This window comes from Algoriphagus antarcticus (assembly GCF_002150685.1).
In the GTDB taxonomy this organism is placed as follows: Bacteria; Bacteroidota; Bacteroidia; order Cytophagales; family Cyclobacteriaceae; genus Algoriphagus; species Algoriphagus antarcticus.
In genome coordinates, this window is record NZ_MSSW01000006.1 from 1 (window position 1) to 26,156 (window position 26,156).

The following is a 26,156-nucleotide window of genomic DNA, read 5'->3' on the forward strand; positions in this document are numbered from 1 at the left end:
GATGAAGCAGCTTCAGTTTATAAGAAAGCATTGGCTGTTTTGAGTTTTGAATGTCATTCTCCGATCATCGCAGCAGTCAACGGAACTCCATTTTTTTACCTCAGACAGCCCGAGGATACCATCAAAGGACAGATGTATTATGACTTGGATTTTGATGACTGGATATTTGAGATAGAAGAAACTGAAGGCAGTCAGATTACAGCTAGACTTCGGGAAATATGGACTGACCTTCCAGCTGCACAGGCTTATCTGAGAAGTGGGATGGATCAGGTAAGAGACATATACAAAGAGCGAGTTGGCAGTATTAATAAGTTAATCTGATGGTAGTAAAATTATTTTGCAAAAGGCTCAGAGCGATAAATCAAGCATTTATTGGGGAGCAATTTGGATTACATGCTCTTAGCTCATCATGTAAAGGTTTTCTGTTCTTATTATGTTTTTTGCCAGCCATTTTGTCTTTTGGACAAGAGCGGGACAAAAAGGAAATTGAGGCCAAACTATTACAGGAAGCCAGGCAGAATATTGAAAAATTCAGAAAGGGATCTGCTCAAGTTACAGTAAGAAATGTCCAAGGTGAGCCAGTGAGCAATGTCAAAGTCGAAATCAATCAGCTTACCCAAGATTTCTTGTTCGGGAATTTAAGCGAAGAGGTATTCAATCCCGGACTGACCGAAGCAGAGCGGGCGAAGTTTACGGAAATGTTCAAAGGACTTTTCAATTTCACCGAACTGACTGTGAAATGGGCGCCATACGAACCTCAGCAGGGAAAGCCGAAATGGGAAGAACTTCAACAAAAATTAGACTGGTGCTTAACTAACGGGATTTCCCCAAAAGGGCATACGCTGGGATGGACTCACGATGCGGGCACCCCTGGATGGCTTTATCGTTATAGTCCGGAAGTTGCCACCCAGTTGTATCAAGCCAGAATTCAAAACCTTGTGGGTGGATTTAGGGATCAGATCAGTTCCTGGGATGTTGTCAATGAACCGGTGACGACGATTCCATGGGAAATGGCGCTGCTGGATACCGTTGGAGGCCAGAATAAAATTGATGATGGCTTTCGATACAAAGTGGATGGAATTACGCTAGAGCAAACTATCCCTTGGGTGGAAAATTCCTATCGCTGGGCTTATGAAGCCAATCCCAATGGAGATTTCGTAATCAATGAGTTTTATACGATTGCCAAACCCGAGATAAGAGAGAAATATTATAATCTCATCCAAGAATTGCTTCGAAGGGAAGTTTCGGTAACAGGAATTGGAATTCAGGCCCATGAACCAAGAGAAATGTGGTTTTCCCCAGTGGAGCTAGTTGCGACTTTTGACAAATTCCAAGAATTGGGCTTGCCACTTCACATTACTGAGTTCACACCCCAATCCTCCGAAAAAGCCATCACAGGTGGCTGGAGGGAAGGAGTTTGGACCGAAGAGGCTCAAGCAGAATTTGCCGAGCAGTTTTACACCCTTGCATTTGGACATCCTTCCATGGCTTCTATCCACTGGTGGGGCTTATCGGATCGGTTTATCTGGTTGAAAAATGGTGGTTTACTCGATGGTGACTTCAATCCTAAACCTGTCTATAATCGATTAAAAAAATTGATCAGGGAAGAATGGATGACTAAGAATCTGGAATTGATGACGGATAAAAAAGGCCAAGTAGATTTTAGGGGATTTTATGGCAACTATCAACTGATTCTTACTGATGCCGATGGCAAAATAACTACGACAGAAATCCATTTGAAGGAAAATGGTTCAACTCTTTTTGAGCTCATTCATGATGGTAAACATCCTCCCTCTGGAAATCATTGAAAAGAAATTATAAGATAAGACCTACATCTTATCCTCAACCTAATAATAAAAAAGATAATGAAAGTTGAAAAGCCTTCGATCCTCATCTACTTATTTGTACTATTAATTTCTTCTTGCAATCTAGGGACTGATCCGGGAAATATGCCTGAAGAAGAGGTGCTTGTGTTTTCACCGACACGATTCTATGTCTCGGTAAATGGTGATGACAGCAGGCCGGCCAAGGAGGCCAATAATCCCCTGACACCTTGGAAAACTATCCAAAAAGCAGTTGACAACATCTCTGGCGGGGACACAATCCTGATCGCTGGAGGTACTTACCTTGAAAAAGTCATCGTTTCCGAATCTAGTAGCGGTACAGCTGAGAACCCTACTCTGATCAGGAACATTCCGGGTGAGACAGTGACTTTGAATGGAAATAATGAAGGAAGCCAATGGGAAAGTCTCTTTAAAGTCACTCAGGCTGAGCATATTGAAGTAAGGGGACTTTCAGCTATAAACGGTTATTGGTATGGATTCAGCGCAGACGAGACTAACCATATCAAATTTGATAGCTTATCGACCGACAATACAAGGGCATCAGGGATTTATTCCAGAGTAACTTCCTTTATCGAAATCACCAATAATAAGATCAGAAGAGCATGCCAAGCTCAGGAACGAGATGCTCAAGGTAACGGTACTCAGGAGTGCATAACTGTAGGGAGAACTTATAACTTTAAAATTAGCCACAATGAAATTTGGGACGTTCCGCTAGCAGGTGAAGGGGGAGAAGGAATTGATGCCAAGGGCGGATGCTTCAATGGTGAGATTTCAAATAATTACATCCATGATATTGCTAGGGTAGGGATATACTTAGATGCCGGCAGTCACGAAGAATATAACATCAGAGTTTTTAGCAATAAGGTTGTCAGGTGTGGTGGAGGACTGTCAGTAGCAGGAGAACTAGGAGGACATATCAGGGATATTTATTTATACAATAATCTATTGGTAGACAATACCAGATCAGGAGTGGTGTTTCAGAATATAATGAACGGAAGGTTTAGTAATATTTATATCGTTAACAATACCTTCTTCAATAACGGTCAGGTTGGGTTTGCCGGGGAAATAGGAAACTTCAGCCAAAATGAATTGAACACCAATCTTCAGATCGTAAACAATATTTTCTATAACAAAACTGACAATTTTAGATTTTCCATCTTTCATAATTTAGCAGCCCCTCACGTAATTCACAATAACCTCTATTTTGATTTCAAACCAGGATGGGCAGGAGGAGATAATAATTTCTCACAAGCGAACTTGACTGCACTAGATGTACAGGCTGACCCTTTGTTCATCGATATAGATTCTCAGAATTTTGCATTACAGGCAACTTCTCCAGCTATTAGCAAAGGTGTTCCTTTCAAGTTGCCAGACGGATCATCACTATTTACCACAGATTTTAATGGTGAAATACGCAGCGGAGGTACTTGGGATTTAGGTGCTTTTCAACGTTAAGAGATAAGAAAAAAACGGAGCTTTATACCAGCGAGGTGCGGTTTAGCCAATAACAGAGGGCAGAATGTATTTAACCAATTTGCCCTCTTAGGTTTCGTTTAACAAAATACCAGATTTACTATTGAATCTATTGGTTAGAAATGATCGGTATTTCTGATTTGAGGACTGGTATATCTATTACAAAATTCAAATATGAATATATGCAGCTAAGACAAGTTAGATTTTTAATGCTTTTAGGCTTTATGCTGATTACAGTATCCCAAATTTATGGGCAATCGACCACTATTTTAAATCATGTAAACAAAGAGCTTAGACAAGAAACTTCTAATTAGTATGTGATGGTGGAGACAGGGGATGATTGCTACGATGGGAAGTCAGAAAATTCAGCCTTTAAAACTTTGAGTAAGGCAGAAAGTGTAGTGGAGCCTGGAGATACCGTATTTATAGGGAATGGAATTTACACCAGCAGCGAAATCGCCGTGGTTGAAATTCGGGTTTCTGGTAGTGAAGATGCATGGATTACATGGAAGGCTTTGCCAGGACACCAACCAGAAATACACCCAAAAGGCTGGAATGGTGTGCTTATCTCAGGTTCTTAACATATTTTGGATGGATTGAAGATTATCGGTCAGAATGATTATCTAACCTTAGCAGACGCTGAAGAGGATGCGAAAAACGCTAGGCCGGATGCCGCTTATAACACCAATGGGATTTTTGTAAATGGCAGAAACAATCCAGCAAACCAAAAACCACATCATGTTATCATTAGGAATTGCACTATTTCCAAGTGTGCTGGCGGAGGTATAGTCGGGATAGAAACAGATTATTTAACGGTAGAGGATAATAAAGTATTCGACAATTCTTGGTACACTCGCTATGCTAGTTCAGGCATCACAACGCTTAATAATTGGGCTTTCGATGAAAAAGAAGGATATCATGTAATCATCCAGCGGAATTATGTTTGGAATAATAAGACCTTGGTTCCTTGGGAAAGAACTGGGAAACTGAGTGATGGAAATGGGATAATTCTAGATGTGACGGATCAATCAAATAATGGCGCAACGAATCCTATAAATGATACTAGTGTTACTCAAAACGATCAAAAGACTGATAAAACATCAAGTCGCCCAGAATGGAAAGCAAGGGCGCTAATCGCCAATAACCTCTCTGCATACAATGGAGGTTCAGGCATACACACTTTTCGAACCAAGCATGTGGACATATTCAATAATACCACTTATTCCAATGGAATGGTCACAGGATATCAGGAGCTATTCCCAAACAATTCGGAAGATATAGTTATCAAAAATAACATTATAGTCCCTAAACCTGGAGGAAAAGTCACTTCCAATAATAAGAACACTAATATCATTTGGGACTATAACTTATATCCCTCTAAACAAGATGTTTTCATCGGAGCAAATGATATTATATCAGATCCAATTTTTAGAGAAGTAACTCTCATTCCTACCGAAGGTGCTTTTAGCTTGAAATCTGGAAGTCCTGGATTGAACGCTGGCACGTCAGAAATATCCTCGGACTCAGATATCAATGGTAATAAAAGGATTAAAAATAAAGGAGTAGACATAGGCGCTTTTGAGCAAAATTTTAGGAGTATGTTTCAATACTAATCCATGGTTTATTGGCATACCCAAACATTGACAATAACTTATCAAATACATCAGAAGCTTGAGTCAGTTTTTTGGGTAAACTCAGCAAAAGCAATTCAACATTTCCAATGTTGATCTTACAGGCTACATTTAGGTAGGAAATGAAGCGTAATACAGATCCGCTTTCATTATAATGTTGACAACGGGATCCAAGAGCCACCATCTCCTTATCAAGGAAGATTAAATGCGCATTTGACATATCCTTCTAAGCTTTCTTTTTAGACGCTTCTATTTTTTGGATTTTTGCATTTTTTTTCCCAATGTATTCTTCAATGGATGATTTTTCCCCAAAGGTGATTTGTAGTTTTTCTTCAATTTTGCTAACGTTGAATATTTCAGACTCAAGGGAGAATTCTGACCTAGTGAAAAAGCCAAGAAATTATTATGGAAAAGGAAATAGATATTTTTTATCCCAAAAACAGACAAGAATGGCGTGCATGGCTTATTGACAATCACGACAAGAAGCTGTCCGTTTGGCTAATCTATTACAAAAGAAATCAACTATGCCGACTGTAATTAAGAGCAATGCGGTGGATGAGGCGCTTTGTTTTGGTTGGATAGACAGTAAATCAAAACCATTGGACGAAGAAAAATTTATAAAGTTTTTCAGTAGAAGAAAAATAAAAAGTGTTTGGTCGAAAGTAAATAAGGAAAAAGTCAGTCGACTAATTGATTTGTGACTGATGACAAAGGCAGGATTTGAGTCTATGGAAATTGCCATACAAGGGACAATCTTGGACGATGCAGAAGCTCTGATCATTCCAGCAGATCTGGAGGATAAATTCCAAAAATCCCCAAATGCAAAAGCCTACTTTTTGGGTTTAAGCAGGTCGGAAAAGCGAAACATGTTATAATGGCTTGTCCTTGCCAAACGTCCTGAGACCAGACGGAAAAGAATAGATGAAATTGTGGCACTTGCACATCAAGGACTTAAACCAAAACAATTCAGGTAAAAGAAACAAGATTATCCACTATTCCGCCTTCGGCACATTTTACGCAACTAAATCGTGGGTCACCCATGCCTTAGAGAGGAGACAGAAGTCATCATCGGATTGTATACCTAAAAATGCGATGCTTTAAATACATGACATTCAGAAATATCTATAATGTTTGATGGATATCTTTCAATACATCAAACTGTAAACCGCTCCCTTCAGAGGCTACACCTAGGCGTTTTTCGCGGGCCAGCCACGTGACCGTAGTGCCATCAAGCCAGCGAGCCCTTCTCCAGTAGGTTTTCAAGGTAATGCCGGTGGCGAGGATTTCTTCTTCCTGAATATCAAGTCTTCGGGATTCTCCCATTGGGGCATTGTTTTTTATCAGAGAAGTTCGCGGACGGATACGTGTGGCTGTTTCCGCCCCTTCAAAAATCCGGGGAATGGAAGCTCTGCGCAGCATCATGGGACTGTCTCCATCGGATCGAATGGGTATAAAGGGAATCCAGTTAGGTGGCACCGTAGTTCCTATCGCATAGGAATAGTCGACCGGAACAGCCAAATCTGGTAAAGGTGATGGTTCAGGAGTGTCGGCCAAAGCGCGCAACCATTCTTCCAGGCCTTTTGACGAACTATTGCCTTCCAAAGTCCCACCCATGCCGTCCGAAACCGTCTGTTCTACCCCCCAAACCATATTGGCCATTTCGTCGCGTATAAACTTAATCTCTTCCAATGCTTCGCCCTGTACCCGTCCGATGCTGGCAGGCGGTAGCCACATATCCGACTGCTGGCCTTGCGATAACTGAAAAAAACGCCAGTCTACCCTGTTGGGATTCTGTTGCATAATAGTCTGTACACCAAAAACGTCCGATACCCGAAGGCTTTGGATTTTTGAAAGCGAACCCAACGGCAGCGTGAGCGGTATTATTAACCAATCGTTGCTGAATAGAATACTAAATTCAGCCAACAGTAAAAGTCCTGTATCTGTTTTTTGAGCCTTTATATTGCTCATATCGATGGTGCTATCTTCCATTTCCCACCATCGAGCACGGGGCATTCCCGGAAAAGTTACAGATATTGGTAAAGCGGTCTTCCTGTGTATTTGAATTTCTTGCGCGCGGATTTCTTGCTTCAAATCTGCTTTTTCAACACCATTAATCCAATTATGCCAGGCCAGATGTTGGCCGTTGTGTTCGGGTGCTTCCAGAAATACCGTTTCGGTATCGCTAATTGGTACGGCAACGTTTGAGACATATTCCATGCGTGATACATTCCAACTGCCAAGGAAATCTGGGTTATTCGCCTTAAGGGTCTGATTTATCCAGTTTACCCATTGGTCACCGAGCTTATCTACCTCGATGTCGTTGCTGCTTAGGAAATCAGAAGCCTTTCGGGTCTGGAGTTCTTTAAAAAACTTCCAACCGTCTAACAGACGTGCGTTGCCCAAGGCAGCTAATGATTGCTCGTAGGGTTCATGATATATTGCTCTGAGGTCTACATTGTCAGGATCAAATACCATTGTTGGTATTTTAAATTGCAAAAGCGGTATTTGGCAAAACTGTGTCCAAAGCGCTTGTTTACCCGCCTTGGACAAAAGTTTTCTCCATTTTCTACCCGTTTCCATACGCATGACTAAGTCAAATTCAGGCATAATACTTTCCACGACTGAATCCAGCGGTTTGTCCATTGCAAGTGAAAAAGCAGCCTGACCATTTGCGGAAAATCGTTGAAGGGTGCTTGTTCGCGCTATGACGTGGGCTGAGGCGGCCATCCCTGCATCTTCCGCCTGGAATTCGCCTAGTTGCCATTGACGAGCCAATAACCAAAATGGGTCACGAATTTCACTGCGCAGAGCATCTGCAATATCCTCACTATCAGGAGTAGGGAGCAAGCGCTCCCAAAATAAAAGTGCGTTTTTCTCAGCCATTTTTAAGTCTGTTTACTTATTAATCCTTAGGTTTTATCATTTCAGTGTTCGGTATGTTTGCATTGTTGGCAAGAAACGGTACTACCATGGCAGGCAAAATATCGCCAAAGATTTTGTTCTCTTTTTGTAACAACTCAGGTGTAACCAAACGGGATTTTGACAATTGGAGCGCGTCTTCCACTGCACCCATTAAATGTTCCCACTGCCAATTTCCTCCCTCTACAGGGTTAACAGCCAAAAGCATCACTTGCGATGGCTCGGTATTAGGCTGATCGTACTGGAATGTTAAGCCGGTATGGGTAACGGAGGAGGGTATAATTTCAGTCCATTCATCTAAAAGTATCCCTGTAAATGAATCACTTACTTTAAAATTTTCGGGAGTCTCCAATAAAATGGACGTGTTTGGACGCAATTCGGGGGTAAGTTTTTCTAGATCAGACTCTTTGATCATATCGCCAATCCACGGTACCTGTGGTAAAAAAGGCAATTGGGTTACGGCGAGTTCCTTAAACGCATCGTGTATGGAAGGGAACAATTCGCGCAGTATCGTCACCTGCCTAAAATAGCGCATGGGTTTGCGCACCAAGGCGGCTTCTGACAACCATTTGTCCATAGTGTCGTCATCGGTATTCAGCAATTGTTTTCTCTGATCTAGTGCATTTTGCAGCGTTGGAGCGTTGGCTACTTGTAGGAGCGGGTACACAAGTGTGTCGGGGCCCAGCAATTCTTTAGCTGCTTGTTGCAATGCCTGATGGCGTTGATTCTCGTCGGTAGGAAGTTCGGCTAAAATCTGTCCCAAACCCTCGAGACGTTTTTCCATAATGCTCGCGACTGTTTCCGCTTTATCAAACAAAAAATTGAATCTTTCTGAATGTAGGGATACGATTCCTTCCGATCCAGCTTCTTCAATGCCATACAGTGATGCCTTTAGTAAAGGTTCGCATAATTTGATGGCGGCCAGGCGTTGCTCTTTAATCGGGACATTTTCTGAAATGGAGGTATGAAGCTGATTTGCGAAATTCCTCAGGATTTGTGGTAATGCAGATGCATTACTGGAAGGTTTGCTGTGCTCTGTCAGTGTATTTTCCAATACCTGGAGGTCTAATTTGCCACTGTTAATACTAATTTGACTTAAATCGGCTGGCTGTATTGAGCGGCTTAACTCCAGTACCTTTTTTAAATTCAATACCAGCGCACTGACTTCGAAGACGGTTACTTCTGTGATGTCGAATCCGCTTCTATCTTTAAAGTCAATACTGAGCGGAATCTCCAGTAGGTCATTTCTAAAATTTGGTAGATTCAATACGTTCGACTGAATCCATAAATGTAAGGGGCACGCACCTCCTTGACGGAACGAAGTAGGTGCCTGATACAATAAATCAATTGGTTCTATCCCAATCTCCGACAATCGTAAGAGTATTTTAGTGCCATCGGGAAGGGTCACAGTGATGCGTATCTTGGTAGGGTCGGGTAATTGCCTGGCCAACCATTTATTCAGGGAAGGGGAGAGGGTGGTACGGGGACTGGGAGTGGAGGACCAGACATTGCCTTTGTCTGTTTTTGGCGCAGACGGGAAAATAATACCAACCCGATGAGTAAGCCCATAACCATTTTGCGGTACATTAACGAATTCAGGAAAAAGTGCCTGGCCTCCGGTGTTCAGGCTCCGCAGAGCCGCAGCGGCCCTGTCCGTATTGCCTTTTGCCGTTTGATACACGCTTTCTGCTAAAAGCAAGTCACCTGTGGAATCTAAATAATCGTCTTCCAGCGATCGTGCAATATCGTTAAGGGGCTTCATGTCCTTTGAAGGAATCGTCAATTGCTGGCCTTGGGTATTTTTCAATGATTTCAGCCAATTGGATGGATTGGATTGAAAGGCTTTTAAAAGGGCAAAACCATCCAAGCTAGCCATCGGCGTTGTTTTATCACCTTTTTTCAAATCCTGGTTTAATGGAAACGCATTTCTGAACTCAAGACGATAACCGTCTAAGATATTGTCATGTAATGCACGCTCGAACAAGTGTCCCAGGAGTTCTGCCAACTGGGTGCCTGCCTGCATGCCTTCCATTAGTTGCAAAGCTTTTCTTACTCGGGGAGCAGTGAGGTCGATCGACATGGTTTCCGTTTGTGTATCAGCGCGATGTGCCAAGTAACCGGCCCTCATGATTGCAGCCGTTGTCGCATGGACTAAGGAAGGCATATGAATAAACCCGTCGGTGCGACTTTTATTGATCAGTGGATCAGCTTCTACCTTGTCTGCTGAGAGATTGAGCCGGATACGTGGGTTAGCAATCTCACCGATATAGAAAAAGGCGCGTTCTGTGCTTGTGTTCAGGTCGATACCTTTGGCCTTTGCGGCATTGGTATTGACTACGGGGATGGCCGCCCGGTCGAAATTCTGGCTACTTGCAGCAATAAAAGTAGGTTCCACATCCAAGACGACGATATCTCGAGGGTTTTTCGGTTTTAAATTAAGTAAATAGCCGAACGCTCCCAATTGAATGCCTTTTGGATTGGTTTTGCGTAGTTTATCGAGACGCTGGTGTAAAAGGCCGAGCATCCAGGCATCCAGCCGATAGGAGCAGAGATCTAGATGTTCTGTGAAAAGTCTTGCTAAACGTGCAGTAGGGACATCTTTGAATGTTTGGAATGCTTTTTCTAATTCTTCCAAAGGCTTAAGAATCGGGTTACTGCCTGAATCAGCTATCCACTCTTGCAAATTAGAAGTGTCAAGCTTTTCAAAATAGTGACGACGGTCAGTTTTTAGCACTATGGGCGCTGTCAACTCTGTTTTGTAAGCATCTATTATGGGTTTGTATTGCTGGTGCAGAAGGTTTTTAGGGTCGAGCGCCTGAGGATTGAATTTAATTTCTCCGGATGACTCAAGCTGCTCCAATTCAAAATCCTTCGCTTTTAACAGCCAAAGACCGGGATTGCTTTCCGTGGTTTTCAAATGATTTTCCAGCAAAGCACGCAGCATTGTTTGGCGGACAAACATCGCGAACAAGGATGCATCGGCTTTGCTTTCTGGGTCTCCATCGCCGGTCGGTGCAGAATCCAGTTGATTGTTCCAAATATCGGAGAGTTTTGCATTCAGCAGCCATTCTAAGTAATTCCATGATTTTCCGGCTAATTTCTCAGGAGGAAGCTCTTCGGAAACCGGCAAACTATCAATCAAAAAATCGGATACCGGTAATTTCTGAGCTGCGATTACATTTTCAAACGACTGTACCGGTAACGCACTGAAATCTGCCTGTAGATTCGTGATAGAGCCGTTTTTAAGATTTTGAATAGCAGCCGTTAATTGTTTTTGGCTGTCTAACAACGACTTCCTCTTGGAAAGCGTAGCACCAGCACTCGTCTCTAGGGAAGTCTTTTTGTTTTTCAATACATTTAACTGGGTATTTAACTCAGAGTTTTTTAGCTGCAACGTATCTTTTTGCTTTTGCTTACCAAATTTCTTTGCAAGAAACGGGTTATTTAAAATTACGTTCAAATTGGCAATTTGAACCGTATTTCCCCGGATTTCAGACTCTTTTTTTGCAACCTGAGCAGTAATATCTACCAATTGTTTTTCCAAAGTGATAATGGGTTTGATATCACTGTTAACCTTGTCCAATAAATTTTCAAGAATGGATTTAAGGCCCGCACCAGCTAGGATTTGACCCTGAAATTTTATGGAAGAAGCACTAACACTTAGCATCTCCAAGAAAGTTTCGTCTAAATTCCCGCTCGAAGTAGTATTGTTGGATACCGCATTAACCTTTTCTGCAGCGGCGGACCAATGATTTTTTAATTTGGATAGAAAATCAGACCATAGGTTGCTAAGAAATTTCTCTTCATCGGTGTCACCCTTGTTCTGCCATAAAGACCAGTTCGTGGTAGGAATAATGCCTATTGGTTGCTGGTTGATGCGTAAAACAGGAAGTAATCCCCGACCGGTCACGTATTGGCTAAAAAACTGCCTCAACATCTCCCTTTTGTTTTCGGCCAAGGCAGGGCTAAAAAATTGTAGCAAATAATATCCCCACGTCGAATGCCAAAGCATCTTGTTCATGTTTTTGGCTTCATCAATATCTGTTTGTTCCCCATTTGGAATACGGAAACTTTCGTTCAAACCCAAAAAGCGTCGCAGGTACATTTCGTCGCTTTTCAATTGTCCTTCTTGCGGCTTTGGTGCCTTAAACAAGGACAAGAAGTACGCTAATGAAGTTTTCTCTTTTATGTTAAAGCCTGATTTTTGATCCCCGAAGTTGTTGGTTGGAGAGCCTTGAGGTAATATAGACATGCCTTCTTCTTTGTAAAGGCAGTTTTCAAAATGCTCATTCAGTAGTTGGGAGCTCTCCGTTTCATCTGCCGAAAGTTTGGCACCCAATACTATAATTTTAGCCACGCCATCCCTAAACTCGGGATTTTGTTTTAAATCAATTCGAACTGCCAGCCCTTGTGCTTCGGCCGTCTCTAAATTCTGCACCCATTGCAGGTATTGTGGTGCCTTTAAGTTTCCATTTTCTTCAGCAAAATTTGCTCCTGCAGGTCTTTCGTCAAAAGGGTCATCGGTAGGATCAAGGCCAAGGCGAATGGGTTCTGGAATGGGTTTTCCAATGAACTCTGTGAAAGTGCCGGTAGCGGAATACAACCGCGCCACAAGGCGCTCAGGCAATAAAACCGTCGTAGGAGGGAGGGAATATGCACCGTCTTTGAGCGGTGGATCATTAGGGAATTTGGGTTGCGCCGGAAATGGTTGTCCCAAAGTAACGTTCAGGGGCTGAGATATCCGTATTATCCATGCCGCCCTGGCAGGTGACATTGTAGCTGAAAAGTTCAGCCAGGTTTTCTCCTGCGACTCAGACTGCGTAAATATTTTTTCCCAAAATGCTTTTCCTGCCTCCCATTCTGCGAGCATGAGGTTGGGTTCGTGTGCATATTTAAAAACTTCATCTGGATAAAAACGAATACAAAGCTCGTCTTTATCAGGCTTACGCTCTATATACTGGTTGCTTCCGGGTTTGATTTGTTGACTTTTTACTTTTGAGGTCAGGGAATTAGTATTGAAAATACCGCCCTCATTTTGCAATTGAGGAACTTGGTAGGTCCAATTGCCTTCTTCTTCTTGCTCCAATCCGGTACTAACCTGTGTAGATTCAATCCAATCCTCAGATTTTAAGTTTCGTACCACATGTCTGAACGTCACGTACCTTGCCTCTATTCTCAACGGAAGTAAAAGAAAAGGAATGTCTGCGGCAATTTGCGTCAGCAACCGTTGAGGTGTCTCGGATTGCGCCAATAGGTTTATCGCCGCATGCAGGTCGAATCGGGCATCTTCACGGTTTTGCCGCTTTTTTTTAACCTCAGTTTGAGAAGTGGAATCACTGCTGTCTTTCAAGAGTGTGTGTTGCTGCAAAGCCTGATAATATTCATCATCGGCGACTTTAAATGCCTTGCGTCTTTGACGAATTTGCTCCTGTATCTTCTTTAGGTCTGCCATAGCTATTTACTACTTTAAATCACTAAACATTTTTTGTAATAGGTCTGCCGATTCTCATTGATTATATAAAATCAGGCAGCAATCTGCCTGCGTGTACAAATAGCATGAAAGGTCTTTGGTATAGCATAGAAGCGACTTGGTCTGCTCTCTTCCCTGAGCGAGGCAATGTTTTGAATTGGTCCGATTCTATTTGAATACACTGATTTTCAGTGACCTCTGTCAGAAGATCCCACGAGGGATCTTTGCTGCTTGGCTCTGCTACCAGGTCCATACCAAAATTTGTATCTCCTGTGCGTTCCTTGAGTACAAAAAACCATCCCGGTACTTCCGCATTGCCTCTTACTTCTTCAATTCCGAGGTTGAATCCAAGGAAAGTATAATCGGGTTCGATACGGGCTGAAAAAATAGGACGACGTAAATCGAGCGTATCATCTACCCATTTCGATTGCTCATTTACATCGAGCACCAACTTATGGCTGCCTGCCTTTTTGTTGTCCCAAGTTGATCTAGCCATGAAAATCTCGGTGTTCGGATACTTTCGGAGCAAATCGCCCCGGATGACTACCACCATTGGATCTTCGGAGCCAGCTTGCCCGGTCGCGATGCCATGCTTACCGATCTTTGAATTGGACTTCCAATTTTGAATCGGCTGAATATCCTGTTTAGGGGTAGTTGAATTGCGTACGTCCCAAAACTGACTAAAATAGGTAGCATTTAGAGGAGCTGGAAATTCGCGCCACAGAAATTCATGCGCCATTTCATGATTTAGGCCGACGAGATAGGATTCAATAAATTTGTTGTTGGCTTTAAGAATTGCTACCCGGTTTTGTGGAATTTTTTCCAGGCCCGGTAGTATGAAATCCGTATTTCTTTCAGCTAGCCTCGCATAAGTAGCCTCTCTGAAAACAGGGGCGGGTGGTTTATTCCCATCTGCCGCAACTATATTGGTCGGCAATTTGCGATCCATCATCGATTTAAAACGACTCATAATCGTATTTTCCGGAGAAATCTGCACCCATAATTCCGCCATGGTGCTCTTGTGGAGATCGTTTCTGGGTTCGACCCTGGCTCTTTGCATACTTACATAAGGCAACCAAAGACTCATCGCCGACTTTAAAGGTTCAATGCCACCAAGACCGACTTTGATTACATGCTCTGAACTTGCTGCACCAGAGTTTAGCCAGAACAAAATTGCATTGGCCGCTCCCTGAATAGCTGTCGTGGGCATCGCTGCCATCAACACGAGGGGTTTTACAGCGGCGAAAAATGTCCCTTTTGGCTTCTCTTCAAATCGCCTCATCAATGGGCCACCCTTACGGGTCACCTTCAAAAAAGCACTGGAGAAGGTGGAGGGCATGGCCGCATTGGCTGTTGTGAACTTGACCATTTTCTGGGTGGTAGTTCCGTCTTTTTTTATCGTTGGTATTAAGGGGGAAAAGAAACCAGTTGCTCGATATTGCACCACCGGATCAGTCGAATCCACCATGGGTTGTATTCTTTTCAAGCCCATTCTCTTGCTTAACTGCTCTGAAAACAACCACCGATTTTCAATTTTTCTTGTGTCCGCATAGGTTCCCCATTGTTCCCAGGCGATGTCCATCAACTCTTCTTGATCTTTCTGTACGACCCCGGTTCCAACCGCCGCCGCCACACGATACACCGGATTGAGGTTTAATTCTTCGTACCAACTTTGGGAATTACCAGCACTCAGCGGTTGTCCAGGGCGATAAAATCCCCCATAAATTGGCGGGGTGATGATTGGATCATCATCCAAATTGGATTGCTCGGTGAGGTTGTCTTCCGATTTAAAATAAGGGTGGGGAGTACCTTTGGCTTCGGCGCTGTCCTGGGCTACAATTCCGAGGTTGAGCAATAGTCCAATTTTTTTGCCTAATAATTTCTTATCGTCCAGCTCATTGGCAGAATCAGGCGGCAATCCGGGTAGCTTCAAAGCACTTTCTAACCGTATTATCCCTTTCGCCCCGCGAATGCCCCAGCCTGGATCCCGTATGTCCAAGAGTTTGGTCGCGGCGGCCAAATTATTTTGCTCTTCGATAGTTAGAGGGGACAATCTGCGGGCTAAATCCACAAAGTCGCCTTCTAAAGAAGTGGAGAAGGGCCATTCATAGTATACAGGAAAACGATTGGGCGCGAGCTTGCCTTCTTGGCTTGCCCATGAGATTTGTGAGTTTGAACTCGCTGCAACATCGGCTTCTGGATGCCCCAATCCGGCCTTACGGCCTTTTTCAAAAGCTGGAATCAAAAAGCCCCGATAGCTGGTATTGGCCCTCAGGTGCTTGGGACAGATTAACCGAGAGCAACCCAGGTTGGGATTCTGATTTAGATTCTGTTGGATGCTGCTCCCAAGGGCCTTAGCAGTGGATCCTTCCGGTTCGAAATTGAGGTGAACGTGCGCCCAAGAGGCAGTTGTCTCCGGGGCGGGAAATGCGGAAAGCATAGCTTCGGATGTAATATCGATGGCTGGTAACTTGCCCTTGACACCTGTGACCCTCAAATATTCATTTTCCGTGAGGACAATCAACCAAATCCAGGGCGCCAGTTTTCCGCTGTCCGGAATAAGGGGAGAATACCGCCATGTAAAATCTTCGTCATAAAACTCGATCGCAGCCAGAAAATTAGCTTCAAAATCATTTACCCCGGCTCGGGGGACTGTGCGGACGATAGCTTGGTGATTCAATCCTGTGATATCGCCCGGACCAAGGAGTTGAATTGGGTGCTCAATAGGCGGAGGAAGTGTTTCACCTTCGCCGATCACTTGTAACCGCAACGGAATAGTTAATCTGTCCTTTTCAACATTGGAATTTAACAGACCGACAATTCCTCGGCGTAAAAATGGAAGAAAGGTGTAGTTTGCCATATTGCTGAAAAGTTTGTTTCTTTAAAATCGCTGTGTAAAGAAGACGGAATGCCGAATTCAACTCCGTTTTAAAATTCTTATTCATTTAGCAACACCATGAGTTTGCCTTTCTTTCTTGGCGTTGATTTCTCTATTTCCCTCAATTTCTGCAGAGCCTCCGTTTCGGTCCAGGCATGGGTTTCTTTGAAGGTGGTTAAATCAACTTTCTCAACGATAGTAAATCGTTCTCTAAGCGGTTGAGAAACAGCTTTGCTTGGCTTGATATGCTTCCCCAGAGTTGAATTCGCAATGGCATTGTTCCTCAACCCAAACGTAAAATTAGCTTGAACCTCCTGGACTTTTATCCGCTTAATGATTGGTGCAACGGTGGGGACATCTACAATTTTCGTCTCATATTCCACTGCAGTTGTTGACATAAGCTCACTGCACATCACTTCATCCAGGCCTTCGAAACTGAGTCCAGAGTCGAATAATTCATATGAAGATGAACTGAGCTTTTTCTCGTCGCTCATATTCAAAAATTGAGCGGGTGCAAAATGATTTTTTACAGTGGTGGCTTTTAGGGGCATCCCCTCTCGATCGATCAATTTAATATCGAATTTACTGGCTCCTGCGGGTGCACGTTCTCCGAACTTGTCAATTTTTAAGGATAACGGCACGGTATTCTGACGGACAATCAATAATTCGTTAGGATGCAGGAAATTATTCGCTGAAGGAGATTCCTGTTTTCGGACGGTTGTCAAAACACGGGTGCTGCCTTCTTTTGACTCCCAGTTACGCGGGTTAGTTAAATCGTCGGTCAATAATGGGATGATTCGTACTGATTCCAGGCGGGTATCGTCACCTTCACCCCATGATTCATCAAGATGAACAGTTTTTGAGAATATCCATACTTTAAGACTCAGGCTGCCTTCCACGTGCCAAGGGGAAGGTCCGGAGAAAAGTCCATTAAGTTCGATGGCGGCAAATTCACGTCCTTTCCAAGATGCGGAGAGCAAGAAATGAACACTGATTTCGAAGCAGAAAGGACTGAACTGAAAGAGTGCATCAAAGGACAATTCGCCCAATATTTTGACCCCCCATTTTTCAAATTTCAACTCCCCGGCTACCCCAAACTGGAACGTATTGGCGGTCACAGCCACATACGCCAAAACAATAATGCTCGGGTTACCAGAGCGAAGAATGATTCGCAGGCGTTTGATTTCAGCGGGCAATTCAAGTGCCGGTGGCTGGAAATTAGGGTGAAATCCGCCTACCGAAAGAACAAAATCCGGATCTGAATTGTATCGGATTCGTAAAGCCAAATCGCCGTCCAATTTCAAATCGCATAGAGTAGAGTTAAATAAAACCGCATCGAGTCTAATAAATTGCTTCTCAAAATCAAAAATCCCCAAAAAATTACACTGTAAATTCAGGACGGTTATTTCCTTTCCTTTTACTTTTTTCTGGACCAGAGCTTTCAGGACGCCAATAATTGTCAAGCGAACGGGTTCAGGAAACTCTACAATAAATCCCGCTTCAATGCTTATTAAGCCTTTTGGCCCCCAGGCTATTTGCAGCATCAAACCAATGACGTATTGATCTTCAGCAACAGGAAAAACCGTATTGATGGCATTGAGGAGGCCATAGGGATTTTCCATTGGGTTTTCCGAGAAGAGGATATTGTCGTATAGGTTGGTTCGCAATCCTTCCTGTAACTTCGAAACATCCACCCGCCGATTAATACCAACAAGCCCACCAACTCCGGTCAGTTGAAATCCCATTCCCAATTGGAAAGTTTTTTCAACAGTGAGCATGAGGACAAAGGAAAATCCCTTTTTACCATCTGGTAGTTTGGTGAGGATAATCCCAAATGCTTTGATGTTGTATTTATTTTTAAAAGATAATTGTGCGATACCCATGTACTCCCCACGGTCTTCGTCTATATAGAGGAATCCACCTCCTGTGAGGTATTTGCCTTTTAACAGAAACCCGATTCCAGAGGGAGGTTTTAGGTCGAGCTCGAAATTGGCGCCCATGAGGTTTCCATCCGCTTTCTCCGGAAAGGTCAGTTGTGCCAACAGCCCCATCCTGTCTGCTGAAATATCCAGCGGGCCAATTCCCAGCCGCAGACCAATAGATGCCTCCAGTTCAGCGCCGCGTACGACATCTTTGTCATCTACTTTTTCAACGAGCGGCCGTAGTCCAAAATAAAGTGCCGGGATTTCTATTCTCAGCGTTTTATTCTTTTTAAACCCTACGTTACCGATTTTAAACATAAAGAACAGACCGTCTCTTCCATCTAATCCATCCAGTGTCCAGGCGTTTCTGCGTGGCGAATAGGTAAGGGAAAAACTGGCCCTAATCTGTGCTTCATCAGGCAGAATTTTTTGAAGAAATCCGTCTCGGTCATCTCCTGAAATGGCAAGAACAAAGTCGCGCATTTCCAGCCGAAACTCAACGTCTATTTTTTCCTCACCATCAATAAATACGTTTTTAGGGGAGATTTTCAGCGAAATATCCCCTCGTTCTAGGAGGTCCACATTCTCCGGTTCACCGGAGTTTGCAGGCAGTCCTTTATGTGGGGCAGGTAATATCAATTCTAGAACGGTATCCAGATCCAATGGCAGTGAGCTAACCCAATCAAATCCCGCTACACCTTGCCCCCAAATCATACTACCGTTTAACTCTGCAGGTATGCGCAATTTAAAATCTCCTATTTCAATTCCGGAAGCCGGATCAACTGTATGTTCCGGATTATCGAATCCGATTTCCGTAGCTGATAATTCAAACTTCATCAAATATTGGTAACCGATGGGTTCGGCTCCAGGGAGGGCGCCATCAGCCATCACAGGAATCGTTCCAAAAGAAATAATGGAATCTGTGAGTTCACTTGCAACACTGTTTGTTTTGAGTAAATCGCCGGGTAAAAATTGCACTTGTATCACACGATTTGCAAAGCGAGCGGAATTCGAAAAATTATCCTCCTCAGGCGATAATTCATACCCATAATTCACCAAAAACTCACCCAAGTTGTATTTTGTTTTATCATTTAACAAAACCTGCAGAAGGATACTTAAATCAAGAAAAATTCCCTTTATGATATGCTGGTGAAAATCATCTTTGGCATCGCCAATCACGTTTCCGGCCGCTGTGAGATCGGGGTTTTGCAAATGTATTGGTACCCCAAATGTGTCGGTCAGTATATTAATTTGAGGTGTAACCAATGGAGAAAGCAGGTCTATCAAGTCAAAAACCAAAGCCATACCAAGAGCTCGTTTGGTTACATTCCATTCATCGGTAAAAATGCCAAGAGCTTCACCGAAAGCGGCTACTTCAGGAGCTTTATTCTTGAACAGCACAAATGAAAAATACTTTGAAATTGCTCTTAGCGCGTTCGCAACTGCGATTTCCTTTGTTTCTTTATCATTTTCTTCAACACCCTGAAACGAGCATTCTTCCAGCATTTCTGCGACGGTCGTTGAAACCACATACATTTCGGCAATCAATTTCCCGAATGCTACAATGTTGCCTACCTCTATTTCATCGACATCAAATTTATCTTTCACGGATTGAAGTAAACCCAATAGTTTGCCCTGTTTTTCTTTCAAACGCGCATTTTTTGCGGGATCTGTAGGTTCTTTTGCTCCGACCGAAGCGAATAATTCTCCCCTAAAGTTTTCGTCTTTACAGAACTCCTCAAAAGGCGCAAACCAATCATTAATATGATTTATTAACCTCGATAATTTGCCCATATCTAGTTTTGGTTTGGTTCTTTTGGATATAAAGGCTGCGCTGATTCTGGCTTCTGTTCGAGAGAAACTACCTGTTGAAAATATGGGCTTTCAAAAGTACCGGGATTGTCACAAAATGGCTTCGGTAAATAAATGGGATAAAAAAACAGGGAATGTAATGCCCGCATCTCCCCATTTTCATTTTTGGAAAAATGTACAATAGCCGCATTGCTGAACCAGTTCACTGCCCGACTAAAATGGGTTCTACTGAAAAATGAATTACGCTCGAGCATTTGATCCAGGCTCGAATAGTAATTTGTGGCATTGATATCCAACGGAACATCTTCGTCCGGTTCTACATTAAAGGCTGCTCCTAAAGCCCGAAATCGCTCTTTATCCGTTCTCTCATCCTTTAGAATATTTAACCGCCATCTATGGGTTGGTTGTGGTGCATTTGCGTTGATCGCTACTCGCGGTAGCACAATGGATTCGCCTCCTTCAGTGGCTGGCGGAAATTCTGCCAATGGCCAATCTCTTAAAGGTAAAAACACCGGTTTTTTACTTAACGCATATCCGATGCGCAAGGGGAATTCGCCTGGCCTGGCATCTCGGAATTTTCCTGCCTCAAACTGACGCCTGATCTTCAGCTTTTCTGTATCTTTATCCCACCCAATTAGTGTCAACTTATCCATTTCCCGATTAAGCCCCTTTGTCAACGTCACTTGGGTAAATGCGGCAGGCAATAATCCGACTAAAGTTCCCTCCGGCTTCATATTTTTCAGGGCACTAGAGACCATTTGAACAAAACGGGATGCATGGGACTTGTCTTTTTGCCAGTAATCCATCTCACTGGTAATGCCATAATGCACATCTCCGGAAAGACAAACGACTTTATTAAAAAATGCCAGTTTTTTCAACAGGGCTTCGTATCCTTCCAGGTGTAACGACCAATGTTCAACATCCAAACTTTCTTCTCCCTTATGGGCAGCCTCCCTTAAAGATATAACTATTTTTGTAGTGAAAACATTTATAGCATTCAATACTCTTGGTACTATCGTCTGCCCGATAGACTCAATGGTAGCCAAACCCAAAATAGGGGCTCCCGAAATGACAATAGCCAATTCTGTACCCTGAGGTAGTGCGGTAGTTGGAAGTTGTTCTTCCAATGCTTTTTTGCGGATGAGATTAGGCGGGAAATCCAGTCCGGCAGAAAAATCCCGCCGTGTTCGTGTATCAAGTGCAAAAACTCGGGCCGCGCCCATCTGAAAAGAGAAATGCCAGGTAATTTTTGGCTTGTCCAGATCATCAAATCCTAAATTGGAATTTATTCTTAAAGAGCGCAAAGCCGCCCAATCCTGAATTGGCGTACCTATAGTTTCCTTTTCCACCAAGGTTTTGGGATCATGTGCATCTGCATACGCTTTCATCCCTGACACGAAAAAAGGTATCTCGTCTAGAAGTTCCTTCTTCTTGCTTTCGCTTCTTGGAATATTCGTAACGATTTCGGTTAAAAGGGAATTGACTATATTTTCAACCAATTGAGCCGCATCGCTACCCGTAAAATTGAGACTGGCAGCTGTTAATTGATTTTTAAGTATAGACTCTAGTTCCTTTATAAGCTTATTTTCATCAATTTCCGCAGCTTCTTCGTCGGGGCCATCATCTTCATTACCAATTCCTTCCAATTTCACCTGTATTTTTCGCCGTAGTTCCTCCTTCCCATTTGCCGGAAAGTTTTCAGGTAATGTGTTTTGAAGTAGCGATGCCAAGGCATTTCCCGACCATGCCAATGGGTCGTTGCCCCATGCCTGAAATAATGCAAATGCCAATAATCCGTTGCCGATTATAGTTTTACCCAGTCTTGTTCCAAGGGTTCGTTTGGTCCAACGACCTGTTAAATACCAGTCATCCGTTACATCATGGTCGTCAAATGTCATGATATTGGGCATGTTGGCCATAGCCCGCCTGGCATGAGGGAGATCTCTCCGAAATTCTTCAATCCGTTTGATTTCTTCTTCCCTGTTTCCCCAAAAATTTACTACGCTGCCATACTCAATATTTTCTTGTATATATTTCTCTCTTCTTTTACGTATAGATCTTTTGTTACTTGTTAAATCAGACGGTATTTCCAATTTCTGTTCCCAAACTTTTTTAAAATCATTTTGATTTAAGTGATTCAGGCGTTCTTTTCTTTTCATTTTATCCCAGTCGGTGGGCGGACTAAACTCTTTTTCCCATATTTTCGAATGAAATAGGTAAGGCTTAGTTTCTTCATTTTCTTTTGATTTACTTTTTAATATTTCAGGAATAGTCTGTAGTTTTTCTGGCCACAATACCTCCGACCATTGCAAAAGGTAAGCGCCACAAAATTCCGCAAATGAATAAAGATGGTTTGTTTGGCTACCAGTGAAACCGGTGTAAAAATTAGTTGCTCTACGGCCAGGAGGCAAGGCTTCTGTAACCGCCTCAATCCACACAAATTTTTTTCCGTTTCCTTCCTGTTTTTCAAAATAATCATCAGCCGTAGCAGGGTAGGGTAGTTGTTCCACTCTTTGAAGTAGAAAATTACCAATATCAGTAAAATGCTCTATCAAAAAGTCAGAACTGTCATCGGCGTAAATCTGGTCACCGGTATGGAAAAAACAATGAGGTCTGATTTTCGGTAGGTCTTCCGACCCTATATCAAAATCAGGTTCCATGACTTTGGATAATGCCGCCAATCCATCTCGACCCTTTCCGTGTATTTTTCGGCAGGAACCGTGTGCTACACGAAGGTCATCAAGTTTTTCAGGTACATATACAAATGACGGGAGCTGGTTTTCCTTAAAACCAAGAAGAACAGGGCTTTTAAGCAAATTAAGTTCGCCCAAAGATGTTACTCTTGTATCCGTATCTGGGGAATAGAAAAAAAGGTCGTAGGAATAGACCTTTCCATTTCTGAGCAGGCCTTTTGTCGATACATAGGCTATAGCGATATGCAAATGCTCTCCTACTGGTAATGTCTCAATAAACCCGGATGAGAAATCCGGGGTTTTATTTACGTCACTTTCTGAATAACCCAAATACAAATTAAGCTTGATGCGCCTAGGCTCTTTTAGTGCTACCCAGACACTTGCAATTTGGGAATCAACTCTACGGAGAATAGGACCGCAAAGGATCAAGGGGAAGGAGGGATTTGCAAATCGTACTGCCAGAGGTTGATTTATAGCCATAGTGTTTTTACTTGATTAAGATTAAAGATTGTTTCTGTAGACGTTAATTATCTCATCCTTAAAGAATTGTTCTATTTAAAGTTTAATCAAATTCCCAAAATGGGTTGTAATCTGAAAATCTAATTATGCTCTATCCTCCTTTAGAAACCAAAAGTGGCAATGTATCTTTGACTTTTGGGATTGCGGAGAATCTGAGAAAAGCTGCGTAAAAATCCTCTTGTGTACTCGCAGCAATATGAACAATAAACCCTAATGTATGGACACGACCAACTATTAGCTGCTTTGCATTTGATAAAGAAATCATCAGATTCCTTTTCTCAAGATTTTGACCTCTTATTAATAATAAACCTTCAACCATGGCATTACTTTAGTTTGTTTTACATCTTTTCTTTTTCTAGGCAACCATTTATTCTTATAACATACATATAAAGAAGTGAATCTTCCTTCATCATTTCAGCTTCTTCAACATCTCCTTCCCATATTCATTTTCCGGATTCAGTTCAACTGACTTCCTGTAGTTTTCAATAGCCAGATCTTTATTGCCGGCTAGGGCATAAGCTTCTCCCAGACTATCGTAAGTATTCCAGGCTTCGGGATTGAGCTTTACATTAAGTTTGAATACTTCTATGGCCTCTTCAGTTTTATTTTTCTCTAGGTAGCTGTACCCCAATAAATTAAACATGTACTCCATACTTTCCGGATTGACATTAAAGTAGGATCGTGTATCGATGGTCATGATGGAACTGATCTTCCATTGCTGCTTGTCTTTTACCAAAGTACGGAACTCCCTTGAACCGGAGGGAGGTATGGAATCGACGCCCGGTACACTTAAAACTTGGTCGTAGGTCACCCAAGCCAAGTCATCTGATATGTTTATAATATAGTTACTGTTCTTAACATTCGTATAACGCGATGGCGTGGGCGAGTCTTTCATCCATTGAAGCAGACCAGGTCCAAAGTTATTCCAGCCGACCTGATTTCCATAAAACCCTAAACCCGCATAGACCCGTGTAGTAGTTTCCCCATGAACAAAAAGATCTTTCCATGCCAATGAATCTCTTTTCAAAAAATATTCGGTTTCAGAGCGGACTATTTTCTTTATTTTTTCTTCGTCTTCGACGCTGGTGCCGACACCATAAAACTGAACAAGAGAAATGAGTGCGAATAAGATAACTAAAAAAAGTTTCATGTCTTTCTATTTAAAAATTTAAAAGTCTTTCGCTTATCCATTAAAATTAAATAAGAATCTTTTTATTTTTATAGTAAAAAATCGACATATTTATAAAGTTAGCCTATACAATCATGTTAAACACAATGATTATATACCTAATAGCCTGAATAAACTATATTTCATTTATTGTCATTAGGGAATTTGACTGTTTTGAGGAGGGTTTATTTAAATCGATGTATGCCAAGTATGAGATTGATATGATGTTTAATGATCATAGACCTTTCATAGAAGCTATTTGCAGGAATCAGGCGGATTAATCATGCGATGGATTGGAAGACCTATTTACCAAATCTGACATGGATGGACATTTGTTATCAAGCGGGTTGTTATTATCCAATGCATCTGATAAAGGATTTTATGAGTGTTCGCTTTGTTGCACGTTCCGGAAAAAAGCTAAATCTTGATTCTAAATCGGATCAAATCCCCCTTTCTCAAAGGGGGTAAGGGGGATTTTAGGAAGCAAATCAGTATTAAATATGGCAACGTGCAGGATTACGGATACTCATTAAGGATTTTAAAAAATTTGCGCATTGACTCCCGCTAACCTATTTAAAAATGCTGCCCTCTTTATGAGGATATATCTATAAACAGGAAAGAAAAATAAACTAGGTTATTAAGGTTCTTTTTAAATAATATGGGATATACAAAATTTTACTTTTTATCATGGTCAAAACTAAAATTGCCAGTCCTACAGGTATCCTTCAGGATTATATCCATTCCTTCGAACTGAGGGAGGTTGACACCTTTAATGAAGTTATGAAAAAACCTTGCCATGGCTCTCACGAAGTCCTTATTTCGTTAATTATTGGTTCAAATAGACCTATGTTCAAACCAATATCTAAGCATATTTCAGGTTTTAATTGTGACGATGTAAAGCCCCTCTTTTCCGGTGTAATTGGCGTTCAATCCAACATGAAAGGTTTTTTTATCTTTCAGGGCCGGTATAAAATTTTCACTATTCAATTTCAACCTATCGGGTTTTCCAGTATTTTTCAAATTCCAGTTAATACGATAACTGACCAGTTTTTTGATGCAAAAGACCTATTCCATCTTGAGTTTGAGGATTTGCATGAACAGTTGCATGAGAACATCACCTTCCAAAAAATGGTGATTTTAACCCAAAATTTCCTAGAACGAAAATTGGCATCCAATCAAACCCTTTGGAAAAGCGAAGCCATAAGGAAGGCATCCAATTCACTGATCTACGAACCCAACGCTTATTCCATGGAGCAATTGGCCTTTCACTCCAATATGTCTCTCAAAACGTTTGAGCGGAAATTCATAGAAATTGTTGGGATTCGTCCGAAATTATATACGAGGATTAGGAGATTTAACCAAGCTTTAAAATTAAAACAGTACCATACAGAATTAAACTGGTTGGATGTCTGTGTAGAAACAGGTTATTTCGACCTGAATCACCTCAATAAGGACTTCAAAGCTTTAGCCGGCAATCCTCCTGCTTCATTTTTTAAAAACACGCCTCCTCCTGATGAAGATTTTTCTCACTTATAAGTTGGCATTCTCCATGAAGCATTTTCATGAATAATTTATTTTAATATCCGCTTGCGCCATTAGGTTAAAACTTCCAATTGACCTCGCCAAGCTAGACCATCGGAGTTTTCTTTAATTTTTGAAAAGGGAGGAAGGGTGGCTTTGTCGCATTTCCTCCCTTTTCAAACTATTCAAAATTTTTTCCGGACAGCAAGCAGTTCTACTGAGCTTGTTGATGTATGCCGAAGTGATTATGAAATTAAATCTGGCTAGAGGCAGAATTCCGTTTACAAAAATTTATATGATTATCCG

General features: G+C 42.2%; 12 protein-coding genes and 2 pseudogenes. 7 read left to right on the forward strand and 7 right to left on the reverse strand.

Annotated elements, in window-relative coordinates:
- The 6 genes and pseudogenes from BVH04_RS03640 to BVH04_RS26465 all read left to right on the forward strand — a co-directional run.
- Nucleotides 1–321, forward strand: a pseudogene (locus BVH04_RS03640) (polysaccharide pyruvyl transferase family protein); the annotation flags it as partial.
- Nucleotides 321–1,808, forward strand: coding sequence for an endo-1,4-beta-xylanase (locus BVH04_RS03645; RefSeq protein WP_086539976.1), 1,488 nt, complete (start codon nt 321–323; stop codon nt 1,806–1,808). The pseudogene BVH04_RS03640 and the gene BVH04_RS03645, both read left to right, overlap by 1 nt.
- A 57-nt stretch (nt 1,809–1,865) precedes the next feature.
- Entirely contained in the window at nt 1,866–3,299 is a 1,434-nt protein-coding gene (locus BVH04_RS03650) for a right-handed parallel beta-helix repeat-containing protein (protein ID WP_086539977.1), read from the forward strand.
- A gap of 338 nt (nt 3,300–3,637) precedes the next feature.
- On the forward strand, nt 3,638–3,898 hold the full coding sequence (locus BVH04_RS26005) for a hypothetical protein (protein WP_086539979.1): 261 nt from the start codon (nt 3,638–3,640) through the stop codon (nt 3,896–3,898).
- Between the two features lie 6 nt (nt 3,899–3,904).
- Nucleotides 3,905–4,930 (forward strand): choice-of-anchor Q domain-containing protein, encoded by a 1,026-nt coding sequence (locus BVH04_RS03665; RefSeq protein WP_240510822.1) that lies wholly within the window; start codon nt 3,905–3,907, stop codon nt 4,928–4,930.
- Between the two features lie 746 nt (nt 4,931–5,676).
- A pseudogene (locus BVH04_RS26465) lies at nt 5,677–5,922 on the forward strand (YdeI/OmpD-associated family protein).
- 148 nt (nt 5,923–6,070) lie between these two features.
- On the opposite strand, the gene BVH04_RS03675 reads toward BVH04_RS26465, so the two are convergent.
- From BVH04_RS03675 to BVH04_RS03700, 7 genes are all read right to left on the reverse strand, one after another.
- Nucleotides 6,071–7,831 (reverse strand): hypothetical protein, encoded by a 1,761-nt coding sequence (locus BVH04_RS03675; protein WP_086539980.1) that lies wholly within the window; start codon nt 7,829–7,831, stop codon nt 6,071–6,073.
- A gap of 19 nt (nt 7,832–7,850) precedes the next feature.
- Nucleotides 7,851–13,319, reverse strand: coding sequence for a hypothetical protein (locus BVH04_RS03680; RefSeq protein ID WP_086539981.1), 5,469 nt, complete (start codon nt 13,317–13,319; stop codon nt 7,851–7,853).
- Nucleotides 13,320–13,380: 61 nt separating this feature from the next.
- Entirely contained in the window at nt 13,381–16,197 is a 2,817-nt protein-coding gene (locus BVH04_RS03685) for a hypothetical protein (protein ID WP_086539982.1), read from the reverse strand.
- Between the two features lie 77 nt (nt 16,198–16,274).
- On the reverse strand, nt 16,275–19,787 hold the full coding sequence (locus tag BVH04_RS03690; protein WP_140160513.1) for a DUF6603 domain-containing protein: 3,513 nt from the start codon (nt 19,785–19,787) through the stop codon (nt 16,275–16,277).
- Between the two features lie 146 nt (nt 19,788–19,933).
- A complete protein-coding gene (locus BVH04_RS03695) occupies nt 19,934–23,122 on the reverse strand; it encodes a metallophosphoesterase family protein (RefSeq protein ID WP_086539984.1) in 3,189 nt (1,062 codons plus the stop codon).
- A 130-nt stretch (nt 23,123–23,252) separates the two neighbouring features.
- Nucleotides 23,253–23,480, reverse strand: a complete 228-nt coding sequence (locus BVH04_RS25040; protein ID WP_140160514.1) for a hypothetical protein — start codon at nt 23,478–23,480, stop codon at nt 23,253–23,255.
- A gap of 90 nt (nt 23,481–23,570) precedes the next feature.
- Entirely contained in the window at nt 23,571–24,311 is a 741-nt protein-coding gene (locus BVH04_RS03700) for a tetratricopeptide repeat protein (protein WP_086539985.1), read from the reverse strand.
- A 705-nt stretch (nt 24,312–25,016) separates the two neighbouring features.
- Between BVH04_RS03700 and BVH04_RS03710 the strand changes: the two genes are divergently transcribed.
- Nucleotides 25,017–25,865 (forward strand): helix-turn-helix domain-containing protein, encoded by an 849-nt coding sequence (locus tag BVH04_RS03710; RefSeq protein ID WP_086539987.1) that lies wholly within the window; start codon nt 25,017–25,019, stop codon nt 25,863–25,865.
- Nucleotides 25,866–26,156: the final 291 nt, after the last annotated feature.

Bases quoted from the DNA above. Each gene is read 5' to 3' on its own strand.
- BVH04_RS03645 (WP_086539976.1), top strand. From the start codon at position 321: ATGGTAGTAAAATTATTTTGCAAAAGGCTCAGAGCGATAAATCAAGCA.
- BVH04_RS03650 (WP_086539977.1), top strand. From the start codon at position 1,866: ATGAAAGTTGAAAAGCCTTCGATCCTCATCTACTTATTTGTACTATTA.
- BVH04_RS26005 (WP_086539979.1), top strand. From the start codon at position 3,638: ATGGTGGAGACAGGGGATGATTGCTACGATGGGAAGTCAGAAAATTCA.
- BVH04_RS03675 (WP_086539980.1), bottom strand. From the start codon at position 7,831: ATGGCTGAGAAAAACGCACTTTTATTTTGGGAGCGCTTGCTCCCTACT.
- BVH04_RS03680 (WP_086539981.1), bottom strand. From the start codon at position 13,319: ATGGCAGACCTAAAGAAGATACAGGAGCAAATTCGTCAAAGACGCAAG.
- BVH04_RS03685 (WP_086539982.1), bottom strand. From the start codon at position 16,197: ATGGCAAACTACACCTTTCTTCCATTTTTACGCCGAGGAATTGTCGGT.
- BVH04_RS03695 (WP_086539984.1), bottom strand. From the start codon at position 23,122: ATGGCTATAAATCAACCTCTGGCAGTACGATTTGCAAATCCCTCCTTC.
- BVH04_RS25040 (WP_140160514.1), bottom strand. From the start codon at position 23,480: ATGGTTGAAGGTTTATTATTAATAAGAGGTCAAAATCTTGAGAAAAGG.
- BVH04_RS03700 (WP_086539985.1), bottom strand. From the start codon at position 24,311: ATGAAACTTTTTTTAGTTATCTTATTCGCACTCATTTCTCTTGTTCAG.
- BVH04_RS03710 (WP_086539987.1), top strand. From the start codon at position 25,017: ATGGTCAAAACTAAAATTGCCAGTCCTACAGGTATCCTTCAGGATTAT.